20 protein-coding genes and 1 pseudogene are annotated in these 22,429 nt (G+C 40.0%); 9 read left to right on the top strand and 12 right to left on the bottom strand.

Translation table 11 applies throughout. The features are described 5' to 3' along the window. Positions 1 to 117: pseudogene (locus FTU66_RS06785) on the top strand (transposase); the annotation flags it as partial. After that, positions 117 to 266, top strand: coding sequence for a hypothetical protein (locus FTU66_RS06780; protein ID WP_373684818.1), 150 nt, complete (start codon positions 117 to 119; stop codon positions 264 to 266). The pseudogene FTU66_RS06785 and the gene FTU66_RS06780, both read left to right, overlap by 1 nt. An 87-nt stretch (positions 267 to 353) precedes the next feature. Here the strand turns inward: FTU66_RS06780 and FTU66_RS06775 are convergent, their stop codons facing one another. Further along, positions 354 to 572: a DUF1653 domain-containing protein gene (locus tag FTU66_RS06775; protein ID WP_004973051.1), complete on the bottom strand. Its 219-nt coding sequence runs from the start codon at positions 570 to 572 to the stop codon at positions 354 to 356. Positions 573 to 823: 251 nt separating this feature from the next. Here FTU66_RS06775 and FTU66_RS06770 point away from each other — a divergent pair, with 251 nt between their 5' ends. Continuing rightward, entirely contained in the window at positions 824 to 1,168 is a 345-nt protein-coding gene (locus FTU66_RS06770) for a hypothetical protein (protein ID WP_179989569.1), read from the top strand. A 403-nt stretch (positions 1,169 to 1,571) separates the two neighbouring features. Here FTU66_RS06770 and FTU66_RS06765 read toward each other — a convergent pair whose 3' ends face one another. Continuing rightward, a complete protein-coding gene (locus tag FTU66_RS06765; protein ID WP_180112523.1) occupies positions 1,572 to 2,087 on the bottom strand; it encodes a hypothetical protein in 516 nt (171 codons plus the stop codon). 159 nt (positions 2,088 to 2,246) lie between these two features. On the opposite strand from FTU66_RS06765, the gene FTU66_RS06760 reads away from it, so the two are divergent. Beyond that, positions 2,247 to 3,293, top strand: a complete 1,047-nt coding sequence (locus FTU66_RS06760; protein WP_154320665.1) for a nitronate monooxygenase family protein — start codon at positions 2,247 to 2,249, stop codon at positions 3,291 to 3,293. 84 nt (positions 3,294 to 3,377) lie between these two features. Here the strand turns inward: FTU66_RS06760 and dusB are convergent, their stop codons facing one another. After that, the gene (gene dusB / locus FTU66_RS06755) at positions 3,378 to 4,403 is read right to left on the bottom strand and encodes a tRNA dihydrouridine synthase DusB (RefSeq protein ID WP_167846087.1); all 1,026 of its coding nucleotides are present in this window, start codon (positions 4,401 to 4,403) and stop codon (positions 3,378 to 3,380) included. 84 nt (positions 4,404 to 4,487) lie between these two features. Between dusB and FTU66_RS06750 the strand changes: the two genes are divergently transcribed. Both FTU66_RS06750 and FTU66_RS06745 read left to right on the top strand, forming a co-directional pair. Then, positions 4,488 to 5,693 (top strand): DUF1615 family protein, encoded by a 1,206-nt coding sequence (locus tag FTU66_RS06750; protein WP_179989574.1) that lies wholly within the window; start codon positions 4,488 to 4,490, stop codon positions 5,691 to 5,693. Then, positions 5,660 to 6,307 (top strand): HAD family hydrolase, encoded by a 648-nt coding sequence (locus FTU66_RS06745; RefSeq protein WP_180112522.1) that lies wholly within the window; start codon positions 5,660 to 5,662, stop codon positions 6,305 to 6,307. The genes FTU66_RS06750 and FTU66_RS06745 overlap by 34 nt, the downstream gene beginning before the upstream one ends. 292 nt (positions 6,308 to 6,599) lie before the next feature. Here FTU66_RS06745 and FTU66_RS06740 read toward each other — a convergent pair whose 3' ends face one another. Both FTU66_RS06740 and FTU66_RS06735 read right to left on the bottom strand, forming a co-directional pair. Next, positions 6,600 to 7,694, bottom strand: a complete 1,095-nt coding sequence (locus FTU66_RS06740; RefSeq protein ID WP_096900933.1) for an acyl-CoA desaturase — start codon at positions 7,692 to 7,694, stop codon at positions 6,600 to 6,602. Between the two features lie 13 nt (positions 7,695 to 7,707). After that, positions 7,708 to 8,778 carry a ferredoxin reductase gene (locus FTU66_RS06735; RefSeq protein ID WP_167846089.1) on the bottom strand — a complete coding sequence of 357 codons (1,071 nt, stop codon included), beginning with the start codon at positions 8,776 to 8,778 and terminating at the stop codon, positions 7,708 to 7,710. Positions 8,779 to 8,932: 154 nt separating this feature from the next. Between FTU66_RS06735 and fabR the strand changes: the two genes are divergently transcribed. Further along, positions 8,933 to 9,613 (top strand): HTH-type transcriptional repressor FabR, encoded by a 681-nt coding sequence (fabR, locus tag FTU66_RS06730; RefSeq protein WP_026438369.1) that lies wholly within the window; start codon positions 8,933 to 8,935, stop codon positions 9,611 to 9,613. 77 nt (positions 9,614 to 9,690) lie between these two features. Here the strand turns inward: fabR and FTU66_RS06725 are convergent, their stop codons facing one another. The 6 genes from FTU66_RS06725 to FTU66_RS06700 form a co-directional block, all read right to left on the bottom strand. After that, positions 9,691 to 10,500 carry an alpha/beta fold hydrolase gene (locus FTU66_RS06725; RefSeq protein ID WP_104852176.1) on the bottom strand — a complete coding sequence of 270 codons (810 nt, stop codon included), beginning with the start codon at positions 10,498 to 10,500 and terminating at the stop codon, positions 9,691 to 9,693. A 411-nt stretch (positions 10,501 to 10,911) separates the two neighbouring features. Beyond that, positions 10,912 to 13,749 carry an RNA polymerase-associated protein RapA gene (gene rapA / locus FTU66_RS06720; protein ID WP_180112521.1) on the bottom strand — a complete coding sequence of 946 codons (2,838 nt, stop codon included), beginning with the start codon at positions 13,747 to 13,749 and terminating at the stop codon, positions 10,912 to 10,914. A 146-nt stretch (positions 13,750 to 13,895) separates the two neighbouring features. Next, positions 13,896 to 14,540 carry an RluA family pseudouridine synthase gene (locus tag FTU66_RS06715; protein WP_004973024.1) on the bottom strand — a complete coding sequence of 215 codons (645 nt, stop codon included), beginning with the start codon at positions 14,538 to 14,540 and terminating at the stop codon, positions 13,896 to 13,898. Between the two features lie 486 nt (positions 14,541 to 15,026). Further along, entirely contained in the window at positions 15,027 to 16,328 is a 1,302-nt protein-coding gene (gene hemL, locus FTU66_RS06710; RefSeq protein WP_167846092.1) for a glutamate-1-semialdehyde 2,1-aminomutase, read from the bottom strand. 46 nt (positions 16,329 to 16,374) lie between these two features. Beyond that, the gene (thiE, locus tag FTU66_RS06705; RefSeq protein ID WP_180037633.1) at positions 16,375 to 16,995 is read right to left on the bottom strand and encodes a thiamine phosphate synthase; all 621 of its coding nucleotides are present in this window, start codon (positions 16,993 to 16,995) and stop codon (positions 16,375 to 16,377) included. Positions 16,996 to 17,637: 642 nt separating this feature from the next. Further along, a complete protein-coding gene (locus FTU66_RS06700; protein ID WP_373684819.1) occupies positions 17,638 to 18,027 on the bottom strand; it encodes an Mpo1-like protein in 390 nt (129 codons plus the stop codon). Positions 18,028 to 18,530: 503 nt separating this feature from the next. Between FTU66_RS06700 and FTU66_RS06695 the strand changes: the two genes are divergently transcribed. Both FTU66_RS06695 and FTU66_RS06690 read left to right on the top strand, forming a co-directional pair. After that, positions 18,531 to 19,997 carry a CYTH domain-containing protein gene (locus tag FTU66_RS06695; RefSeq protein ID WP_179996251.1) on the top strand — a complete coding sequence of 489 codons (1,467 nt, stop codon included), beginning with the start codon at positions 18,531 to 18,533 and terminating at the stop codon, positions 19,995 to 19,997. Between the two features lie 204 nt (positions 19,998 to 20,201). Beyond that, the gene (locus FTU66_RS06690) at positions 20,202 to 21,668 is read left to right on the top strand and encodes a CHAD domain-containing protein (protein ID WP_167846096.1); all 1,467 of its coding nucleotides are present in this window, start codon (positions 20,202 to 20,204) and stop codon (positions 21,666 to 21,668) included. 121 nt (positions 21,669 to 21,789) lie between these two features. Here the strand turns inward: FTU66_RS06690 and FTU66_RS06685 are convergent, their stop codons facing one another. Further along, positions 21,790 to 22,422, bottom strand: a complete 633-nt coding sequence (locus FTU66_RS06685; RefSeq protein ID WP_179996253.1) for a hypothetical protein — start codon at positions 22,420 to 22,422, stop codon at positions 21,790 to 21,792. Positions 22,423 to 22,429 lie beyond the last annotated feature (7 nt).

Genomic DNA, 22,429 nt, shown 5'->3' with positions numbered 1-22,429 from the left:
TGGAAGCAGATGAAATATTATTGGCGAGATTTTCAAGTCATGACAGCTGATAAAATAGAGCAATGGGTGGAGAGAGTATCAAACCAATTCGGAAAAGAATACATGTTTACTTTTTAATGACAGCTTACGAAAATGGCTCTGGGGATTTATTCCATCCTGTACCACAATTTATTTATGACAACTTATTAAGACGCAGTGATAAAGCAGCTTTTGTGAGTAAATATTTAGCATACGATTTAAGCTTTAACCGTATTTCCATTCAATAATTGATTTTATTAAACTTTGAGCATCCACATAACGATCCAATCTAAAAATAGATTGGATCGTTTTAAATAGGTAAATAACTTCAAATATTAATACACTTCTTGAATCAATTTAAAGCGTTCCTGTTCACGGTCATCATCCAAAGTAATACTCTCCGTGAACATATCAAGCGGTCTGGCCCAAATAGAATAATCGCCATATAAGCATTGATAAACCACCAATTTCTCTTGGGTTTCACTGTGTGTAGCCACATGCAGCACTTGATACAATTGCCCTTTATAATGTTGATAAATCCCTTTTTTAAGCATTTTACAATCCCAATCTTACAGAATGGCATTACTGTACAATAAAAACTGTAACCATTCTCAAGATTTCACCTTATCAGAAAAAATGAATCGCATCGGCATATTTTTCTCTAATTTATCGTTCTAATCTACACAACAAAAAAATATCTAAACCCATTACATTATTTGAACAATTTTAAGCTTCAAATTGATTGTTTTTTGGTTATATTCGCATTATCCCATCTTAAGTGGATGTAAAAAAAGGAAACACGATAATGAATAAACTTCTTATTGCTTTAGGTCTTGCTGCCACTGTAGCACTTGTAGGTTGTGCAAAAGAAAAAGCACCAGAAACAGGGGCAACTACGGGTGAACACTTAGAAAACGCTGCGGCTCAAGCTGCACATGATGCCAAAGATGCAACACATGAAGCTGCTACTGCTACAGCAACTGCGGTAGATAACGCAGCGCAAGCAACTGAAAATGCTGCACACAATGTTGCAACAGCAACAGAAAACGCAGCTGATACGACTGTACAAGCTGCTAAAGATGCAACTGCTGCGACTGCAGGTGCGGTTGAACAAGGTGCTGCAAATGTGAAAGAAAAAGCACAACAATAATTTGATTGTATAAAACAAAAACTCCTGAGCAAGTTCTCAGGAGTTTTTTATTCAGCACGATTTAATTAGGGTCTGTTGACAATTCGTCTATGTTTGCGACATGAGAGATATATCTCGCAAGGTTTTTTAGCTGATATAAGGCATGGGACAGGAAATTTACTCATTCTAAATGACTGGCACATAACGTAATAGCAGCAAAAAATATGCTTGTACCCTTGCGCAGCAAACAAAGCAGTGCTTTGTTTTTGCTCATGTGGCTAAAACTTTCACAGATTGCGTTATAAAACTTGAAAATAAACCCGTTATTCCCTGCGTTTCATGCCTAATCTGCTCAGTTTTAGCCTACAGCGCAAGCCATTTATGAAATATCAACAGACCCTAGTAAACCTAAATCCTGCCGCAACTATAACGCCGCTTTTAAATTACAACCATAGCCCATGGTCTGTTGTACTTGGCGGTAACTGGTGTAACGATTCAAAATAAAATCATAATAAGATTCTGCATTGGCAAAATTTTCAGCCAAATTTTCCTGCTCTGCACGCGGTAATTTTACATCTTTAAGAAAATCTAGATTGTTATGTCCTAAGCGATATAACTCAGCAAAATAACCATTCATCATATCGCAATAAGCAATTTTAGTCGGCTTTAAAGCAGTACTGGCGACCAAATGCTGATTCAAAGTTTGTAAGTTATTTACATCTAAAGGGAATTGATGCGCAAATGCGATATTTTCGACTTGTTTAAATTGTTTGAAGTCTTGCGCCAATTTGACATTTAAAGCATCTATACGCTGTTGTAATGCAGTCGCACCCTGAACCTGATATTGCTTTGGATCAATTTTTACTTGAGTTTGCTGTGGATTGCTACACGCACTTAATCCACACACCATAAGCAAACCACCATAAACGAAAGGCTTCATTAATTTACTCATCAATTCATACATCAGGCTTATTATGCCTGAAAGCATCTGCAAATTTAATGATATCGCTCATCTTAATATTTCATAAAGAAATGACGGATATGATTTGCCAATCTACCTAGAGTTGGGCAAAGTAGATAAAAACATGGAGTAAATAATATGACCTTATTAGAACAACTGAATATAAAGCATCCTATTTTTCTTGCTCCAATGGCTGGCGTTTCTACTCCCGAACTTGCAGCCGAGGTTTCTAATCAAGGTGGTTTTGGCTCACTCGGTTTAGGTGCAAACACGGTAGATGCTGCACGTGAGCAAATTTTACGCACTCAAGAACTGACTGATTTTCCATTTCAGGTCAATTTCTTTTGCCATGAATCAAGTCCACTAGATGAAGTCGCTGCACAAGCGTGGATTGCACATTTTCAGCCAATCTTTGAACGCTATGGCGCAACTGCACCGAGTCAACTAAATTGTATTTATCCAAGTTTTAAAGACCATGATGGATATTTAGATCTTGTACTAGAAACTAAACCACAAGCCGTCAGTTTTCACTTCGGGATTCCGCATGCGCATCAAATTCAGGCTTTAAAAGATGCAGGAATCATTACTATGGTTTCAGCAACCAACTTAGCCGAAGCTCAAGCCATTGAAGCAGCGGGAATTGATGTCATTATCGCCCAAGGCATTGAGGCAGGTGGACATCGGGGTATCTTTAACCAAACCTTTGATAGTGCAATTAAAACCAGCGATTTAGTACAACTAATTCGTGAACATTGTACCCTGCCAGTGGTTGCAGCAGGTGGCATTATGAATGGTCAGCAAGCACAGTTAATGCTGAAATTGGGCGCTTCTGCGGTACAGCTGGGTACAGCTTTTGTGCAATGTAAAAGTTCCAATGCCAATCCAGCTTATCGACAAGCTTTATTTCAACAAAACATTACTCAAATGACCGACAGCATTTCTGGACGCCCTGCCCGTGGTTTAATTAATCATTGGCATACACAAGTAGATACGCCAGATCGTTTAACAGTACCTACCTATCCGTATAGCTATGATCTTGCAAAACAGTTGCATGCAGCAGCCGTTATACAAGGCGAGCAAGGTTATGCTCCGTTTTGGGCTGGTAGTAATGTGAGTCAGATACGTGAATTAGAAGCCGCAGATTTAATTAATCAGTTGGTTTTGGAAATGATTCACGCACGCTAAGTTTACGTACAGAAAACTCAACTGTGTATCACAGTTGAGTTTTTATTTAGTTCCAAAAAAGCTAAAGCATATATTTGCATGCGATTACTTTGTGTCTAACAAGTTCACGGTTTCAACCTGCACATCACTCATGATTTCACCATGCGCAAGTAGCTGATTAAAGTAATCTTCAACCACTTTATATTGTTCTGCAGTACTTTCTACTTGATACATACTTTGACGGAATTCATTACTTGAACGTAAACCTTTGGTGTACCAAGCAATATGTTTACGTGAAATACGACAACCTGAATATTCACCATAAAATTCATACAGCTCAGCTAAATGTCCAAGTAATACTTTTTGAACTTCTGCAATGCTCGGTGCTGCTAACAGCTCACCTGTTGCTAAATAATGTGCGATTTCCCGAAAAATCCACGGACGTCCTTGCGCAGCACGTCCAATCATAATCGCATCTGCGCCTGTATAGTCCAAGACATATTTGGCTTTTTCAGGACTATCAATATCACCATTGGCAATCACAGGAATATTGAGCATGCTTTTCACTTCTTTAATCAGTGAATAGCGTGCACGGTTTAAATACATATCTTCACGGGTACGCCCATGCAATGCCAATGCAGCAATGCCTGCTTGTTCTGCGCGTTTGGCAACCCGTAAAATATTTTCCTGCCCATTCAAAAAACCTAAGCGAGTTTTCAGTGTCACAGGCACATTCACCGCGGCAACCACAGTATCTAAAATGCGTGCCACCAAATCTTCATCTTGCAATAAAGCCGAACCAGCCAACTTATTGCAGACTTTTTTGGCAGGACATCCCATATTGATATCAACAATTTGTGCACCATTGGCGACTTGATAACGTGCGGCTTCGGCCAAATCATGCGGGTCTGAACCTGCAATTTGTGCAGAAATTGGTGCAAGTTCCCCATCAAAGTTGGCACGATACAAACTCTTTTTACTCATGCGCAAAGTTTTGTCAGAGGTCATCATTTCACTGACCGCATGCCCTGCACCAAAGTACTTGCACAGTGAGCGAAAGGGTCTATCAGTGACACCTGCCATCGGGGCAACGATCAAATTATTTGACAGTTGATAGGGACCAATATACATATATATTCTTAACTTTAACGATTGGCATAGTATACTGCATCTGCCCTTTGGGCTCATCCATTTGGAACGAGTTTTCCCTATACTATGAAAGACACTGTATTCACTTCTTTGATGAAACCCTTCAGCGTGCTTGCTTTATCATTAAGCTTGGCTGCCTGTGGAGATAGCGCATGGTGGTCTAAGGACAATGAGCCAACCCTTGAAGCAGAACAAATCCGCAAACTCATTCCGAATAGGGTCAGTGAGCGTAGTGCTTGGGCAAAAGATATTTACGATATTTCAGAGCAATTGGGCATCCCACAAACCAAAGAAAATATGTGCACCATCATTGCCGTGGTGGATCAGGAATCGAACTTTGTAGCCGACCCTCAAGTCTATGGTCTGGGTGAAAAAGCAGTTAAAGAAGTGCAAGACCGTTTGGATGAGAAATTTAAAGATAAACTGGGCGAAGCCATTGGTGGTACGGTTGCAGGCTATTTTCAGGATGTACTAAAAAACCATCCTAGCCCTGAAGATAACTATTTAAGCCAAATGCGTCGTGTGAAAACCGAACGTGAATTAGATGAATTGTATCGTGAAATTTTTGACTATATGGCCAAACATTATCACGTATCTGCACTAACAGGTGCTGCCAAACTGTTTGGACAAAATATTGGCGAAAAACTTAATCCAATTACCACTTTAGGCTCGATGCAAGTGCATATTAGCTATGCCAAAGAGCATAAACGTCAAAGCGGCAACATCGCAGAGTTACGCAGCGATCTATACACTCAATATGGCGGATTATATTACGGGATTCATCGTTTAATGATGTACCCTGCCGATTACGATCAACCGCTATACCGCTTTGCTGATTATAACTCTGGCATGTATTCGAGCCGCAATGCAGCATTCCAAAGTATGCTGAATGATTTAACCGAAGCAGAATTAGATTTAGATGGTGATTTGCTGCTTTACACTAAAGATGGTGGTGTGCGTAATGCAAAGAGTGAATCAGAACGCGAATTAATTGCTGTTTTTTCCAAACATAATATTCTAGTCACCCCACGACAAATTCGTGCAGACCTAAAAAAAGAAAAAGAAAAGAAATTTGAAGACACTGCAACTTATTTGGCGGTCACGAAACTCTATAAAGCGCAAACGGGCAAAGAGCCATTTTATGCCATGATGCCGCAAGTGGTCATTTCAGGGCCTAAACTGAGTCGAGATTACAACACCAATTGGTTTGCTACGCGAGTCAATGGACGTTATAAAACATGCATGCAAAAAGCCAAAAATATAAAAATCTAGCCCTATTTGATTTTGATGGGACCCTGTGCAGCAAAGACAGTTTTACAGGGTTTATTTTCTATGCTTTATCTAAGCGGCATATTTTTAAGCAAGGACTTAAAATCTTGCCTTGGATTCAGGCTTACTATTTAAAAGTTTATCCTGCACATGCCATGCGCCCTAAATTGTTTAATGCTATGTTTAAAGATGCAAATACAGCTGAAATATTAGCACTTGCACAGCGCTACGCAGTAGATTTAATACATGATCTTAACCCACAACTATTACAACAATTAAAGCAGCATCAATTCAATGGAGATGAAGTGGTGGTTGTTTCTGCAAGTGTAGATATTTATTTACAGTATATTTGTCAGCAGTTAAATGTCGCTTTGATTTGTACTGAAACAGCAATTGAAAAGCAGCAATTTACAGGGCAATATTCAACACCTGATTGTAGTCGGGAACAAAAGAAAATACGGATTTTAGAACAATATGATTTAGAAAATTATGCTGCTATTTATGCGTATGGTAATAGTGATGAAGATGATGCCATGCTGAGTTTAGCGACTTATTCTTATATGGTGTCTAGTGATCATTCATTGCCAGAAATTGTAACTTATAAAAAACTGGCTTGATTTTGATGAATGATATAATAAAACCACAATTTGAATTGTGGGTTTTTTAAGTTACATGTAGCGGATGCCGCCTATGGTGATTACTTTTTTATACCCAGAATAGAAAATAAAAATAGAGTTTTCTCTTAATAAAATAGCTGATGATTCTGCATAAAAATAACGACTACAACACCTAAAGCAATAAAAAAGGTGACACTTTACAGCATCACCTCTAATTCAAAATAGAAGTATAGTTTTAAACCAAGATCAATCACTTAATCTATTCGTACTAAACAACTCATTTGTAAGTCACTTATTTCTTAAATGGAAAAGCATATTTCACAATACGTTTAAGCACACTGCCGTACTGTTTAACTAAGCTCGCATTGTTGTAGTTCAAGCCATACTTTTCACACACAGCTTGTACTTTTGGCGCCATTTTACGATAGCGACGTGCAGGAATATCTGGATATAAATGGTGTTCAATTTGATGGCTTAAATGTCCTGTCAAAATGTGGAATGCTTCAGAACCTGTAAGATTCGATGAACCACGAATTTGACGCATATACCAGTGACCACGGCTTTCGTTTTGCATCACAGACTTTGGAAATACTTCTACATCCTTCGTAAAGTGACCGCAGAAAATAATGCTGAATGTCCAAATATTACGAATACCATTCGCAACCAAGTTCCCTGTAAACACTGGTAAAGCCGAAGGGCCTGCAATCAATGGAAAGAACACATAATCTTTAAACAATTGTTTTCCAATTTTCTTCTGCATAGGTTGCCATTCTTTTTTGGCTTGGGCTTTGCTTTTACGGCCATTCAAAATTTTACCAATTTCTAAATTCTGAATGGCAACACCCCATTGGAACAGTAAGCAGAAAGGAATACTGTATAAAGGTTGCAATAAATAGCCTGATCTCCAGCGCTGTTCTGGGAACAAACGCACCAAACCATAGCCAATATCATCATCCATACCTTTAATATTGGTATAAGTATGGTGTTTAAAGTTATGGGTTTGACGCCAGTTGTCTGAAGTACCTACCGTATCCCATTCATAACTTGCACCATTGAATTTAGGATCATTCATCCAGTCATACTGACCATGCATGACATTATGACCTAATTCCATGTTTTCCATAATTTTGGCAAAGCCTAACAAGCCTGTACCCAAAACCCATGCTGGCGGGAACCATCCTGCGAACAATAAGGCACGACCTGCCATTGAGCTATAACGAATGGTTGAATAAACACGGCGGATGTATTTAGCATCTTTTTCGCCAATATCATCCAAAACTTCTTGTTTAATGGCGTCTAATTCACGTGCAAGCTCATCTAATTCAAATTGAGTGAGTTCACGGTTTTTAGGATTGCGGAAATATTCTATTTTTACTGGCATATTCATAATCGGAACTCGCTTATAAATCAATAATTAAATCGGTTTGTGCTGAATTGACGCAGATTTTCAATTGGTTATTCGGTTCGCTGTTTTGAACACCATCGACCAAGTTTTTAGTTGAACCTTCAGCCTTGTTGCATACGCATTTATGGCAAATTCCCATACGACAGCCGTATTTAGGTTTAATATTTTGCTGTTCCAGACTTTCTAAAATGGACTTGCCTTTTGGAATAGTGACAATCTTTTTCGATTGAGTCAGTGTAACTTGTACCAAACCAACATCGTCACTTAACACAGGGGTCATGCTAAAAGCTTCTGTTTTCAGCAAAGCAGCTTGTGCAAATAATTGTTCAGCTTGCGTGGTAAAACCCGATGGGCCACATGCAAACACTGCACTTTGCTCGATTTGTGCCAAGTCTTGTAAATGTTCTGCATTTAAACGGCTGTGCGCTACACTCGGCTCTTGAGTATAAAACACTTGAAATTTAAAGTTTGGATATTGTTGTGCCCATGCTTCAAACTGTGCTTTAAATGCTGCGTCTGCAAAGGTTTTTACCCAATACATTAAAGTTACTGGAGTGCTACCAAGACGACCTGATTTCGCCATGTCTTGTAGCAAACTATACATTGGTGTGATACCACTACCCGCTACCAATAGAATTAAAGGCTGGGCTTGTGCAGGCAGTTGCATATCACCATAAGGCGCACCAAATTCCAAAGTATCACCAACTTTGGCTTGCTCAACCAGCCATGTGCTGACTTTGCCCTGATCAACTTTTTTTACCGTCAATAAAACGTGTTGTGCATCAAGCTGAGTCAAACTATAGGTTCGCTCATAGCGTACGCCTTGAATTGTCACATAAACAGGATGATGCTGCCCTGCTGCGCCAATTTGGAATTTTTTATTGAATTGCAAAGTAAAGCTCACTACACCTTGTGCAGCGGTATCTTTTTTTACAATTTTGCCGAGTGACTGATTCACCGACCATAATGGATTAATTTTTTGCAACCAGAAATTGGCGGCATAAGGGTCTAGTACTGCAGTTGCAATACTGGTTAAGGGAGATTTTCTTTTTTCAGTTAGCTGCATGATTCAGCACCACCCGATGAAATTTTAATTATTATACACATGTATATATATTTGTATATACACCTGTATTGTTTCTAATCGTTTCACAAGTACTGGCGCAACCGCTATAATGCCTCTAAGCTTATAAATTATTGAAAATATGACTCAGCCTGCCATGAAAACAAACCATGATGTGACTTTTCCAGAATCTGAAACGGTTCATGAGCCTCTTGTCGTGCGTACGGTTGGGCGTAAAGCTACCATTACTAAACAAGAATTATTTCAGGCAGCATTAAATTTAATTGGCCCACAAAAAAGTATCGCATCTTTAAGTTTACGTGAAGTTGCACGTGAAGCAGGCATCGCACCAAACAGTTTTTATCGTCATTTTAAAGATATTGATGAACTCGCGATTGAACTGATTGATCGTGCAGGTGTGGTGTTGCGTCAAATTCTGCATGAAGCACGTTTAAAAGCATCTAAACAAAACAGTATTATTCGCAGCTCGGTTGAAGTATTTATTGAACAATTAGATACCGATGAAGGCAATTTAAGTCTGCTATTACGTGAAGGTTATACGGGTTCAACCTCTTATAAGCTAGCTGTTGAGCGCCAATTGAATTATTTCCAGCAAGAATTGCAGGATGATTTAATTCGTTTAGAACGTTTAAATAACAGCAAGTTAGCGCATCCCGATATTGTCGCAAAAGCCATTACCCAGTTGGTGTTTAATATGGGCGCTAAAGTCATTGATATGCCTGCGACTGAACGTAAAGAAACCGCTGAACAAACCATGACCATGATTCGCATGATTTTAGAAGGTGCACGACATTTGGATGATGCCAAAATTCGTTAACATAACACAGGATAAATCGGGCGATTTTCCTGAATCAGGTCACGCCCGTTTGAGCATTTAATTGCTAGACTTCGCTGTTAAGCGTGTTGTTTTTGAATTAATTGCTGCACATGTGTTGCCGTGGTTTCAGGATTTTCCAAAGGAAACATGTGTCCTCCCTCGACCACACTAAACTCAATTCCATAAGTTTTTTGCATGCCTTGCGGTAAACCTTGCAAATAAAATGGGCTATGCCTTGCTGTAATTAAATGCACAGGTACATCTGGGGCTTTGCGTGGTGTGCGCCACCACCATGCAGGTACGGTTCTAAAAATTTCAGCTTCTACCCGTTTTGGAATTGTTAAAGTCACACCACCTCTTTGTGCATCGACTTGTATGCCGCTGGCAAAATAATCTTCAAAACATTGTGCATCAAATTTTTTAAATAAACGGTTATGCCGCAAAGCTTGATAGGCTTCTGCATGGCTAGCCCAATGATCTCGACGCTTCATGGTCACGGCGGCAGGTGTGAGTTGATCTACATATTTCAGTTTAAATTTTTGTAAAATTTCAAATAATGCCGACTTCGATCCAATCACAAAAGGTGGATCCATAATAATCAATTGAGAAAATAAATCTGGACGCTGATAGGCACACATCAGGGTTAATAATGAACCAAAAGAATGCCCTAAACCAATCACTTGTTGCTTTGGAAACTGCTGCTCAATGTCCTGAATCACTTGATGAATCAAATAGGTCCACTTATAGGTCACAGGAAATTCTGCTTGCATACCAATCAGTGGAATTGCCTTTAAATGATAATCTGCTTCAAAACATTGAAAAAACTTTTGATAACTGGCAGAAGGAATACCATTGGCATGGGTAAAATGAATTGCAGCTTTAGTCATTTAAAATACGCTTAAAAGAAGAATATCGGGTCTGTGACTTGATCTATGCGTACGCGCTTACAGATTCAACACTTGGCACATCAATCATAGATAAAAGATCAACAGCCTTTAAACTACGCATACCACTGGGTTTTGCAAATGACCGGAATGCTGAAAAAGATGAATTATGAGTCATTTTAATGACACATAAGCACTGGTTGCTACTTTGTTTAAGTCCGTGATGTGAAAAATCTCGCACAAAATTTTTATTGCGATATTAAAAAAGCACCCGCTAAACTGCTCCGTAAAAATGAGGCGCAATGCCCAACTTAAAACGTGCAATTTAGAAGATGCCAAATATTTAAAAAAGTGATTGATTAAAACCGACTCAATACAAATACACCGTCTAGACACCTGTATTGAATGCACTCTTTATGGCTTTACCACCACCATCACCTGAATTGCTTCAGGCGTGACCGACAAACCATCTAATAATGCAACACCTTCTTTTTGCAATTTCTGTAAACGTGTAATTTCATCTTCACGAATACTTGGGTTAAATTGCTTCAAATAGCTTAAACGGTCAATTTCATATTGCCATTTTTTGCTATATACATCTTTAGCTTGTTGCTTAAATTCAGGCAATGCAGCTTTAGCCAACTCCAAAGCCTGTGTATAACGCGCTTCAATCGCGTCACGGCGTGCTTTCACCACTTGACGACAACTGTTGCCATCTAAATGATGTAAATAAGGTTTTAAAATTTCAGGGGCAATTTTTTGCGATAAATCCTGCCCTTTTTCGCTCAATAAGACACGAATGAGTTGCTGTGGCAAGCTTGATGGCAAATTCAGGGCTTTAGGTGCAATGACATCCACTTTGAACCAGACTTCGAGCAACACAGAACCTTGTGGCAAAGCGGCAGATTTTAATACCGCAACGTTGGTGCTACCAAAACCTTGTGTATTGATCATTTCCATCACGCTTTCTGTGAATGGATGCTCTAGGGTCAAATACTGTGCATCTTCACGAATTTGCGCCTGATCCCGATAGAACGTCGCGGTCATGCCTTCTTCGTCTAAGGTCAAACCTTGCACTTGCATTTGATCAGTTGGTTTAATAATCACCGTGCCATTGCTTTGTTCATCGAAGTCAATATTGGTCGATGCCATAAAGCGCTTCATAAACATAGGCAACGTGGTATTGTCGTCGTAATCTTCTAAAGCTTGTACAATTTCCTGCGCCACCACAGGACGGCAAGAGTTGTATTCCAACAAACGATCTCGACCCGCTTGAAGTTCTGCTTCCAAAGCTTCACGCTGCACACTGACTGCTTCCAGTAAATCTTCAAACTGTTGTCCTAAATCTGCCAATAAGCAGTCTTTTAAATCGACAATAAAGTTTTCCTGCAAGGTTTGTGCAGTGGGTGAAATATTGCTGAAAATATTGAGTGCTTCGTTATACCAACGGAACATACGCTCTTGCGCAGTCCCCACCAAATACGGCACATGAATTTGAATACGGTTTTCTTGACCAATACGGTCTAAACGACCGATACGTTGTTCTAACACGTCAGGATTAGCAGGCAAGTCAAACAAAATCAGGTCTGAAGCAAACTGGAAATTACGTCCTTCAGAACCAATTTCTGAACACAATAAAATTTGTGCACCATAAGAATCTTCTGCGAAATATGCTGCCGCTTGGTCACGTTCTAACAAGCTCATGCCTTCATGGAACATTGCAGTACGAATACCTGCATGTAGGCGCAGCACATTTTCAAGGGCTTCTACCACAGGGCCGCTACGCGCAATTAAAAGCACTTTTTTATGTTTTAAGTCGCTACGCAAACGCTCCATTAACCACATTACACGCGGGTCAGTTTCCATCCAACTGCCATCGAGCTGTGCTTCTTCTGGCCACATTTGTTCACGTAATTTACCATCTTTAGACCAGTTTTCTGGCGCAGGTAACGGCGCAGGCTGACAATCACGACCTGGGAAACCTTGAATTGCTTCACGGGTATTACGGAACAAAATACGCCCTGTACCATGACGGTCTAATAATTCGTGGATGGCACGGAAACGCTGCTCTGGGTTATCTTCAATGCGATGTCCCAACAAGCCTTCCAGTGCAACCAAATGGCTTTCTTCCAATGCGGCATCTGACATTAAGACTTCGGCAATTTTTGCCGTATGTTGATATTGCGCTTCTTCATCCAAGAAACGGTCTAGTGAACTAAAACGCTGCGGATCGAGTAAACGTAAACGCGCAAAATGGCTTTCTACACCCAGTTGCTCAGGCGTTGCTGTAAGCAATAACACCCCTGCGGTTTGTTCGGCTAATTCTTCGACCAGATCATAACGGTCATTACCACCTTCTTCTTCGCTCCACATTAAGTGATGCGCTTCATCGACCACCAGCAAATCAAAACCTGCTTCTAGGGCTTGTTCGCGTAAGTCATCGTGGTCAATCATTAAATCGACTGAAGCAATGATGCATTGTTCGGTCAAGAATGGATTCAGGTCAGGATCGTGTTCTTTAATAGATGCCGTACGGGTTAAATCAAACAAAGAGAATTGCAGATTGAAACGGCGACGCATTTCAATCATCCACTGATATTGCAGCGAATCAGGTACCAAAATCAGGATACGTTCCGCACGTCCTGTTTTGAGTTGCTGATGGATGATCAAACCTGCTTCAATGGTTTTACCTAAACCAACTTCATCTGCCAATAAGACACGTGGCGCAAAACGCTTACCGACTTCATGTGCAATATAAAGTTGATGTGGAATCAAACCTACACGCGAACCCACCAAGCCGCGCAGTGGGCTACTTTGCATATTGGCTTGCATCAACAAGGCTTCAATACGCAAGTCGTACCATTCTTTATAGTCAATTTGGCTGGCAAGCAAGCGGTCTAAGGGTTTTGAAAGTTGGATACTTGCACCAATACGGGTTTCATTCAGTGATTTCTTTTCTTCACTGCCATCTTGCAAACGACGCACCACGTTATAACGCAATACGCCATGGCGGTCTTCGACCGATTCAACCGTCCACGCATTGCCTTCTTGGTCTTGAACTTCATCATTTACATTAAAAATGATACGCGATAAAGGTGCGTTATTGCGTGCATAGACACGGGTTTCATCACTTTTAGGGAATAAAATGCTGACCGATCGCTCATCTACATCAATCAGAACACCAAGTCCTAATTCCGTTTCTGTGTCTGATAACCAACGTTGACCAATAGCAAACTGCTGCAATTTTTCCACCTTTATTTAGAAGTTAGGACGTATAAATTTTTGCGCAAAACCTGCTGAGTATTTGAGCAAAAATTCAGGGCGTATAGCAATATATTTTGACATAAAGCGCACTAAAAAGAGAGCCTAAAGCACAGGCTTTGCGTAATCTTTTTCGCTTAAAATGGGACTGGGCAAGTAAACTGTACACGTTGCTCAGTTTGTGGATGCAGAAAACTTAATTCTGCTGCATGTAAACACAAACGAGGCATGAGTTGTTGCTGTTCGGGCGTGGCATACAAAGTATCACCAATAATTGGATGACCTAAATATTGCATGTGTACTCGCAGTTGATGCGAACGACCTGTAATCGGCGTCAGTTGCACACGAGTCACAATTTGCCCCTGCAATTCAAATTGCTCCAATGCACGCCAATGCGTTAACGCAGGTTTGTTATGGGTTGCATCGGCAATGTGTAATGGAGGATGTGCAGGATCATAGACCACAGGCACATCTACAGTGCCTTCACCTTGCAGTTGCCCTGCCACCAATGCCTGATAGGTTTTATCGGTTTGGCGTTCTTGAAACTGACGCGAAATTTGTTTTTGCGCCCATTTCGTGAGTGCAAATACCAAAATACCCGAAGTATCACGATCTAAGCGATGAATCAGCAAAGTGCGCGGCTCAATTTTAACTAGACGACTCATCACACAATCTTGCAAATCTGCTGTTTTACCTGGAACGGTGAGTATGCCAGCGGGTTTATGTATCACCATAAACTCATCGTCACGATGAATCAGGTGTTCGCTTAGAAAATTACTCAATTTCAATTCCGGGCCGATCGTGAAAACAAGGCGGCAATAATAAAAAGCCTGACACAGAATTACAATGCAAAATACATCAATTCCCGATGAATTTTCCGATTTACATTCCTGAATCAGACAATCTGCTGAATTTTAAATCAGCCTGCTTTTAGAAATGTGGGTTTTATAGCATGCAGGAGGCTTTGTTGCATAAATATTTTTTAAGATACTGTTTTAAAGGTTTTTAAAATTTGGATAGAAAAATACAATGAAATCATAGTGCAAGATAGTTGCACAACAAAGCCGTTCTGAAGCTATATCTTTGATGGCGGGAGCAAATGAAGTAATAGGATTCATATTTAGTTTGACCAGGCTATTTTAGTGTTTAACAAGACGCTGATCTAAGCCTTTGATATTAAATTGAAGAGTATGTCTTCAATTTAACCTAAAGCATAGATATTTTGGAGATATCTATGCCTTTTAGGACAGTATTAAGCAGAGGTCAAATTACGCCTTCATTTCCGCAAATGTTTCTTTTGCAGCTTGAATGGTGTAGGCAATATCTTCATCACTATGCGCAGATGAAATAAAGCCTGCTTCAAAAGCAGATGGCGCCAAGTTCACACCACGTTGCAACATTCCGTGGAAGAATTTACGGAAAGCATCGACATCGCAATTCAGCATAGAATCAAAACTGGTGATGTCATCTTGGTCAGTAAAATACAAACCAAACATCGCACCGACTTGTTGCGTCTTGAATGGGATACCTGCTTCATCTGCCGCAGCTTGTAAGCCTGCCAATAATTTTTCCAATTGCGCAGTTAAGTTTTCATAAAAACCTTCGGCACGTAAATGTTTAAACATTTCAATGCCTGCACGCATCGCCAACGGGTTACCAGACAAAGTACCTGCTTGATACACCTTACCTAATGGCGCAATACATTCCATGATTTCGCGTTTACCACCAAATGCACCTACTGGTAAGCCAGCACCAATAATTTTACCGAGTGTGGTCAAGTCTGGTTTAACATTATAATGCGCCTGAGCACCGCCTAAGCCAACACGGAAACCTGTCATTACTTCATCAATAATAAAGACTGAGCCGCGTTCATCGCAGACATCACGAATTGCTTGCAGGAAACCATCAATTGGTTTAACCAAGTTCATGTTGCCCGCAACTGGCTCAACAATCACCCCTGCAATTTCAGCACCAAACTTTGTAAAACATTCTTTTAAGGTGGTGATATCGTTATACGGTAAAGTCAGCGTATGTTTAGCAAAATCGGCAGGAACACCCGCAGAAGTCGCTTCACCTTCACCACTGGTTAAAAGTCCAGAGCCTGCTTTGACCAACAGCGAATCTGAGTGTCCATGATAGCAACCTTCAAATTTGACGATTTTGTCACGACCTGTATAACCACGCGCCAAACGAATTGCGGTCATGGTGGCTTCTGTACCTGAGTTGGTCATGCGAACCAACTCAATTGAAGGCATAATTTCGCAAATAATATCGGCCAAAGTCGTTTCATGCACCGTTGGCGCACCAAAACTCAAACCATCTTCAGCTGCAGCTTGCACCGCCTGAATAATAGCAGGATGGGCATGACCTAAAATCATTGGTCCCCAAGAACCTACATAGTCGACATAGCGTTTGCCATCGACATCGTACAAATAAGCACCTTTGGCTTTTTCAATAAATACAGGGGTTCCGCCTACCCCGTTAAATGCGCGTACAGGTGAATTGACCCCACCTGGAATATGCTTATTGGCTTGTTTAAACAATTGTTCTTGCTTTGGAGATAAGCTCATGGAGGCACTCAACTCAAAAAATAAAATAAAAAATTAGCTGTCTGCTTTAAGTGTCTGCTTTGAAAAGTGCAGACCAATCATAAACACGCTGTGCAACAGTATGCATCGGACGTCTTAATATATCACTAATCACTGCACATAAATCTGCACCTGCTTCAATGACAGACTGACTGTTTTCAACAGTTAAACCACCAATCGCGCAAATTGGCACATTGAGTTGTTGCTTCGCCAGTGTGAGCGTGTCTAATGTAAGTGTACTTGCCTCAGGTTTAGTTTCAGTTGCATAGACTGCACCAAAAGCCACGTAGTTTGCACCATCGGCAATGGCTTGCTCTGCCAATTCAATCGAGTTATTACAACTGCGACCAATCAATACATCTTGTGGTAAACGTGCAACCGCTTCAACAATAGAGCCATCTTCTTGACCCAAATGTACGCCAACACCATATTTCACTGCAGTTTCAAGATCATCATTAATCACAAATGGCACTTTGTATTGATCACACATCGATTTCATATATTCAATTTCGTATGCCTGCTGAGCTTGAGGCACATTTTTACGGCGATATTGCAACACCGCGACTTCATAAGTTGCCATCGCCCCTTCTAATTTTGCCAAAAGCAGTTCGATAGGATCATCATTGGTAATCAAATATAAACCGCGCATAATCTCAGCCACAAATAATACAAGGTCTGTATTATTACACATTCAGGCGGCATGCGTCAGAACCTCAGGCTCAACAAGTTTTTTTATATAGGCTCTATAAGCTTCTATTTTGTTTGGGTTTTATTGAGTCAAAAACTTAAAAATACCAAATTCTAGTGATAGCGCTAAAAGATAGATTTAGCTTTAATTGAACTGCGCAAAACAAGAACTGCAACCAGTTCAATAAGATATGGATTTTAAAATCCATACGGGTGACTACAGCGAATAACGACATATTTAGGTCGCCCATTTAGACACATGATCATTTGTGCCAGAGCGCATGTGGGGATGCGACAAATGATCATGTGTCTATATTTTTTCATGCCGCTCTATCAGTAACCTGCTTGCTCTATATCCTTGCTTAAAGATGAATGATTTCTGATTTAACACCATTCTGAATATAATTTTTCACATAAAAAAAGCCTAGAGAAAGGTCACTCTAGGCTTGGAAAGTCACAAACTTTTATCAATAAATTTGATGACACATTATTAGAATATTCACTCTATCATTTCAACAAAAAATTAATTTTATTTGTACATTTTTTATGAAAATAATCACATATCGTCTAGTTTTTGCCTAAACGGTATAACTAAGCGCTCAATTCAACTTGGAATTTTATCTTTAGCACGATCTTGCAAACTTAAATGACCACGCAAAACATCGGCAAACATCCGCCAGTCTGAAATAAAACTATACACAGGCTGTTTAAAACTGGCAGGTTTATTTTTTTCAAAAACAATGTGCCCGACCCATGCACAAGCATAGCCTGCCAGCAAACCATAGAGTACATATTTGGCTTTTTTATGGCGTATGGCTTTACTCACACAATATAAACCGATACTACTGCCAACAACGTGCAAACGACGGCTCATAATGTTGCGGTGTTCAGTTAAATAAAAGCGATAAAATGTTGAATAATCCTGAATTGGCAATTCAAACTTGGGATCTGGTGTCGGCTCAAATTCGGGGTTTAATGCTGCGTTCATGTTCATCATCCTGATGTTTATAGGTTTGAATTATTTTTGCTACGCTCAACGACACTTTAAACTAAGCCAAAAAAAAACCAAACTCAAGGGTCTGTTGACACTTCGTCTATGTTTGCGACAACGCATATTTTTCAGCTGATATAAGGCATGAGACAGGAAATTTAGTCGTTCTAAATAACTGACTCATAACGCAATAGCAGCAAAAAATATGCTTGTCCTGAAAGGCTGTGGCTAAAACTTTCTCAGATTGCGTTATGAAACTTGGCAATAGTCTCGCTATTCCCTACGTTTCATGCCTGATCTGCTCAGTTTTAGCCTACAGCGCAAGCCATTTAGGAAATGCCAACAGACCCTAAAAAAGCCAAGGTCAAGCCTTACTTCTTGGCATATTTTAGTTACAATCAAACGCACTTTTGCAAAACCTTAGTTCTGCAATTTTCACAAATTTATAATACCAATTTGTTTGCCGCTGCTTTGGCGCAACATGCTTTACGTTCAGGATATTTTTCATGGTCGAAGTTGAATTAAAATTTCAAATTCCAGTCGCACGTCGTACTGCACTACTCAAAACTTTAGACCCGAAAAAATCGACTCAAATTCCATTAAAAGCACGCTATTTTGATACATCTGCGCACAGCTTGGCGCATCATGGCATGGCGTTAAGACTGCGTTTAGAAGGTGAGCAATGGGTACAAACTTTAAAAGCGGCAGGTCAAAGTCATTTTCATAGTTTTGAACATAACCATCCACTTGCGCCAACTGAAAATCCAGATACTCCACCACAACTTGATCTGCAAATTTATCAAAGTATTCCCGAAGCACAACAATTGCTAAATCAAGCTTTGGGACAAAATTGGGATCAGTTGCAACTACAATTTGAAACCGATATTCAACGTACCTCACGACTAATGACCGTTGAAGATACTGACATTGAAATCAGTTTAGATGTTGGTCACATTCGTTGTGCAGATGCTGAAGTTGAAGTACATGAAGTTGAGTTTGAACTGAAACAAGGTTCAATTCAGCAATTGCTGGCTTTTAGTTTTGAATGGGTGAAAAAATTTCATTTATGGCTGGATGTGCGCAATAAAGCAGAAATTGGACATTTGCTTTCTGTGCAGCAAAAAGTCAGCCCTGCGGCTCAGAGCAAAGAATTTCAATTCAGTAAAAAAGACCATGCCGACCAAAATTTACGCCTGTTAATTGCACAACAATTACAGCATTTATTGCCCAATATTGCCGCAATTTCTGCTCAAGTTGCCGAACAAAGTCATATTGATCAGGCGCAGTTCGCTTTGCAACATTTACAACTAACACTATCCTTATTTAAAGATTGGTCGAAGCATTTAGGCGATAAATGGGCCATGCAAATTGCAGCATTTAAACAACATTTTGATCACCTGCAGCATTTGGAACACATGCAAGCCACACTCGGCGCATTTTTACAGAACCCGACGACTGCAGAGAACCTAAAAAAAGATACCTTGTACGCCCAAGAAAAATTGGTCAATTTAGTCCGTTCAACGCAAAATGTGCATCACTATTTAGAATTATTGATGTTTAGTTTAGCCGCGAGCGATCACTCAGGTTTAGACTTAAAAACTGCCGCACAAAACACGTTGCAACAGCAATATAAGCAGTTACATGAACAATTACAGCACAGTGATATTCACGATTTTGAAAGTTTAGATCAACTGGCTTTGCGTATTCAGGAACTAAAATTTAGCTTCCCCATTTTGACGCATATTTATGATGTCAAAAATTTGCAGAAATATAGTAAAGCTTTGAATGATGCACAGCTTGCAGCACAGGAATATCAAGTGTTGGCATCTTCTGCAGCATACATTCAACAAACTGAATTGGAAGCGAGCGACTGGTTTGTTTTAGGTTGGCTCACTGCAAAACAGGAAGTGTATGCACAGCGTTTATTGGAAGCGACAGAACAATTTATGGTGAGCCGTAAATTCTTAAAATAAGTATCCTTAACATCCTCAAAGCACACGCTAAAAATACTGCAATACAACGGCAGCCTTTTGAATATTCCTTCGGCTGCTTTGAATTAAAAACTGAATACAAATTATTTTCTTTTTCAAGCTTTTGTTCACAGCTCTCCCCTTGTTCATTTATAGATTTACACTATAGTAAAGAGAACTTATCTTGTTTCATCGAGGGCATTCCCGATGTGTGAAATAGAATTAAAATTTCAAATTCCACACAACTATCGTGCGGCATTTGAAAAAGCATTTAAAAAGAACAAACTGGTTCAACAACAACGCTTATGGGCTAAATATTATGATAGTCCTGAACAGCACTTAGCCAAGCAACGCATTGCCCTGCGTCAGCGTTTAGAGGGCGATATTTGGAAACAAACTTTAAAAGCGCCTAGTCCACAACATTATGAACGCTTTGAGCTTGAACATGAATTAGGACATGATGCGCCTGAATTGTGTGATTTGGCATGTTATGAAAATCATAAACAAGCACGAAAGATTTTAAAAAAAGCCTTAGACGGTTCAGAGGTAGATTTAACCCTGCAGTTTGAAACCGATGTTTTACGCTACAGCCAATTGGCACATTATAAAAACAGCCAAATTGAAGTTGCTTTTGATTTAGGTGAAATCCGCCAAGGCAAAAATTCGGTTGAAATTTACGAAGTTGAGTTTGAACTGAAACAAGGTGAAATTGCAGACTTAATTGCCTATATTCAGCCGTGGATTAAAAAATATCATTTATGGCTCGACACACGCAGTAAATCGCAGCGTGGCAATATGCTGTATAACAATGAAACCATGATTCCTGTACAGCAGCAAAGTACCTTGCAATTGCAACACCCCGAAAATATGCATGAGTTGTTGGCGCAAATTACCCAGAATTGTTTGGCACACTTGCTGCCAAATGCAACTGCGATTGCCAGTCAAGATTATGCCAGTGGGCATGTGCATCAAGCGCGTGTTGCCATTCGACGTTTACGCAGTGCCTTAAAAATTTTTGCTGAATATGATGCGTTGGCAAATAACAATTGGGAAAGTCAATTGGCGACACTTTTTCAGCAGTTAGGTTCGACCCGCGATCAAGATGCTTTGCGCGAAAGTCTGATTCCGCAACTTGAAAATGCAGGCTCACCTATTACCGAACTACCACCTGCAGCATCTGAAAACATTGCGATTGATGCAATTTTCCGCTCACCAACCACAACCTTATTACTGTTACAACTTATGAGTTTTGCACATTCGGCTGCGATTGCAGATGCAGAATCAAAACCATTCAAAAAAGTATTACGTAAACGCTTGCAGAAAATGCATCAACAAATTTGTGATGATACAGGTCATTTCCAAACCTTGGATGTGGAATCTAAACACCGCACGCGTAAGCGTGTAAAACGTTTACGCTATACCGTGGAGTTTGTGAGTAGTTTATTTGCAGAAGATGACGTCAAAACGTATTTAAAAACCCTAAAACCATTACAGGAAACTTTAGGGCATTTTAATGATTTAATGGTGGCACAAGGTCTATATGAAAGCCATGCTCAAACTGAACCGAAAACATGGTTTGTATTGGGTTGGATTGCGTCGGAAGAACGTCATATTTCCATACAGATTGAACAGGATTTACAGCAGTTTGCTGAAAGTCAGCCTTTTTGGTCGTAGTTGAAGTTTGATCATCAATCAATGATCACATTTAAGCTCAACAGGGATTCATTTCATGTTGAGCTTATTTTTTATATCTTAGATTAGTATTTAATCTGCAAATTCCAAACTTTCTAAAAGATTAACGATATTTACCAAATACTTTCCATGTTTGGTTATCTGCCAAAGGGTCTTGATAACTGTCACTGCGCTGCTTACGTGGCTTATCTCGGGCATCGACCAGTTCAAAATGTGGTTCGACACTTAACACAATACCATTCACATAAAAACGGGTGCGCGTGTAGTCACTTTGCCCATGCTGAAACACATAAGTACGCAAATCAATAAACTCACGATGTGCCACCAGTGCTGCACTGTCATCGCTGTCTAACCAACGCTGCATAACCTGAATTTCCTGCGGTTCAAATTGCCCACATTTTTCAATCAGGCTGGCAATCCCTCGAAAAGTTTTCGATTCTTTGGCGCGGGTTTTATTCACTCGAATCCGATCGACATGAAAATAAAATAAAGGCAAGTTCAAATGACTGGGTAAATGCACCGCATCAATGACTTCATCTTGCATAAAAGGTTGAAATAAATCCTGCGCGCGTTCAATCAACCCTGTCCATTGCTTATAGTATTCTGCTACTTCTGCACGTGTACCATAGTAAATCGGCAAGCCTTCAACATGGGCAAGTTGCACGGGTGGCCAAATATTTTGACGTAATAAAGCAATGTCGCTTTTTAAACTTTGTACCGCAATCGCATCTTGCATCAACCAC

It is taken from the genome of Acinetobacter sp. YH12131, from assembly GCF_013418635.1.
Classification (GTDB): Bacteria; Pseudomonadota; Gammaproteobacteria; order Pseudomonadales; family Moraxellaceae; genus Acinetobacter; species Acinetobacter towneri.
Note: the sequence above shows the minus strand (reverse complement) of the source record. Positions and strands in the feature narration are given on the sequence as shown.

Coding starts and splice junctions, on each gene's coding strand:
- FTU66_RS06745 (WP_180112522.1), top strand. CDS start 5,660: ATGCATGCAAAAAGCCAAAAATATAAAAATCTAGCCCTATTTGATTTT.
- FTU66_RS06725 (WP_104852176.1), bottom strand. CDS start 10,500: ATGACTAAAGCTGCAATTCATTTTACCCATGCCAATGGTATTCCTTCT.
- FTU66_RS06735 (WP_167846089.1), bottom strand. CDS start 8,778: ATGCAGCTAACTGAAAAAAGAAAATCTCCCTTAACCAGTATTGCAACT.
- thiE (WP_180037633.1), bottom strand. CDS start 16,995: ATGCGCGGTTTATATTTGATTACCAATGATGATCCTATCGAACTGCTT.
- hemL (WP_167846092.1), bottom strand. CDS start 16,328: ATGAGCTTATCTCCAAAGCAAGAACAATTGTTTAAACAAGCCAATAAG.
- FTU66_RS06760 (WP_154320665.1), top strand. CDS start 2,247: ATGACCTTATTAGAACAACTGAATATAAAGCATCCTATTTTTCTTGCT.
- FTU66_RS06740 (WP_096900933.1), bottom strand. CDS start 7,694: ATGAATATGCCAGTAAAAATAGAATATTTCCGCAATCCTAAAAACCGT.
- FTU66_RS06770 (WP_179989569.1), top strand. CDS start 824: ATGAATAAACTTCTTATTGCTTTAGGTCTTGCTGCCACTGTAGCACTT.
- dusB (WP_167846087.1), bottom strand. CDS start 4,403: ATGTATATTGGTCCCTATCAACTGTCAAATAATTTGATCGTTGCCCCG.
- FTU66_RS06685 (WP_179996253.1), bottom strand. CDS start 22,422: ATGCAAGATGCGATTGCGGTACAAAGTTTAAAAAGCGACATTGCTTTA.
- FTU66_RS06690 (WP_167846096.1), top strand. CDS start 20,202: ATGTGTGAAATAGAATTAAAATTTCAAATTCCACACAACTATCGTGCG.
- fabR (WP_026438369.1), top strand. CDS start 8,933: ATGAAAACAAACCATGATGTGACTTTTCCAGAATCTGAAACGGTTCAT.
- FTU66_RS06775 (WP_004973051.1), bottom strand. CDS start 572: ATGCTTAAAAAAGGGATTTATCAACATTATAAAGGGCAATTGTATCAA.
- FTU66_RS06780 (WP_373684818.1), top strand. CDS start 117: ATGACAGCTTACGAAAATGGCTCTGGGGATTTATTCCATCCTGTACCA.
- FTU66_RS06695 (WP_179996251.1), top strand. CDS start 18,531: ATGGTCGAAGTTGAATTAAAATTTCAAATTCCAGTCGCACGTCGTACT.
- FTU66_RS06700 (WP_373684819.1), bottom strand. CDS start 18,027: ATGAACATGAACGCAGCATTAAACCCCGAATTTGAGCCGACACCAGAT.
- FTU66_RS06750 (WP_179989574.1), top strand. CDS start 4,488: ATGAAAGACACTGTATTCACTTCTTTGATGAAACCCTTCAGCGTGCTT.
- FTU66_RS06765 (WP_180112523.1), bottom strand. CDS start 2,087: ATGAAGCCTTTCGTTTATGGTGGTTTGCTTATGGTGTGTGGATTAAGT.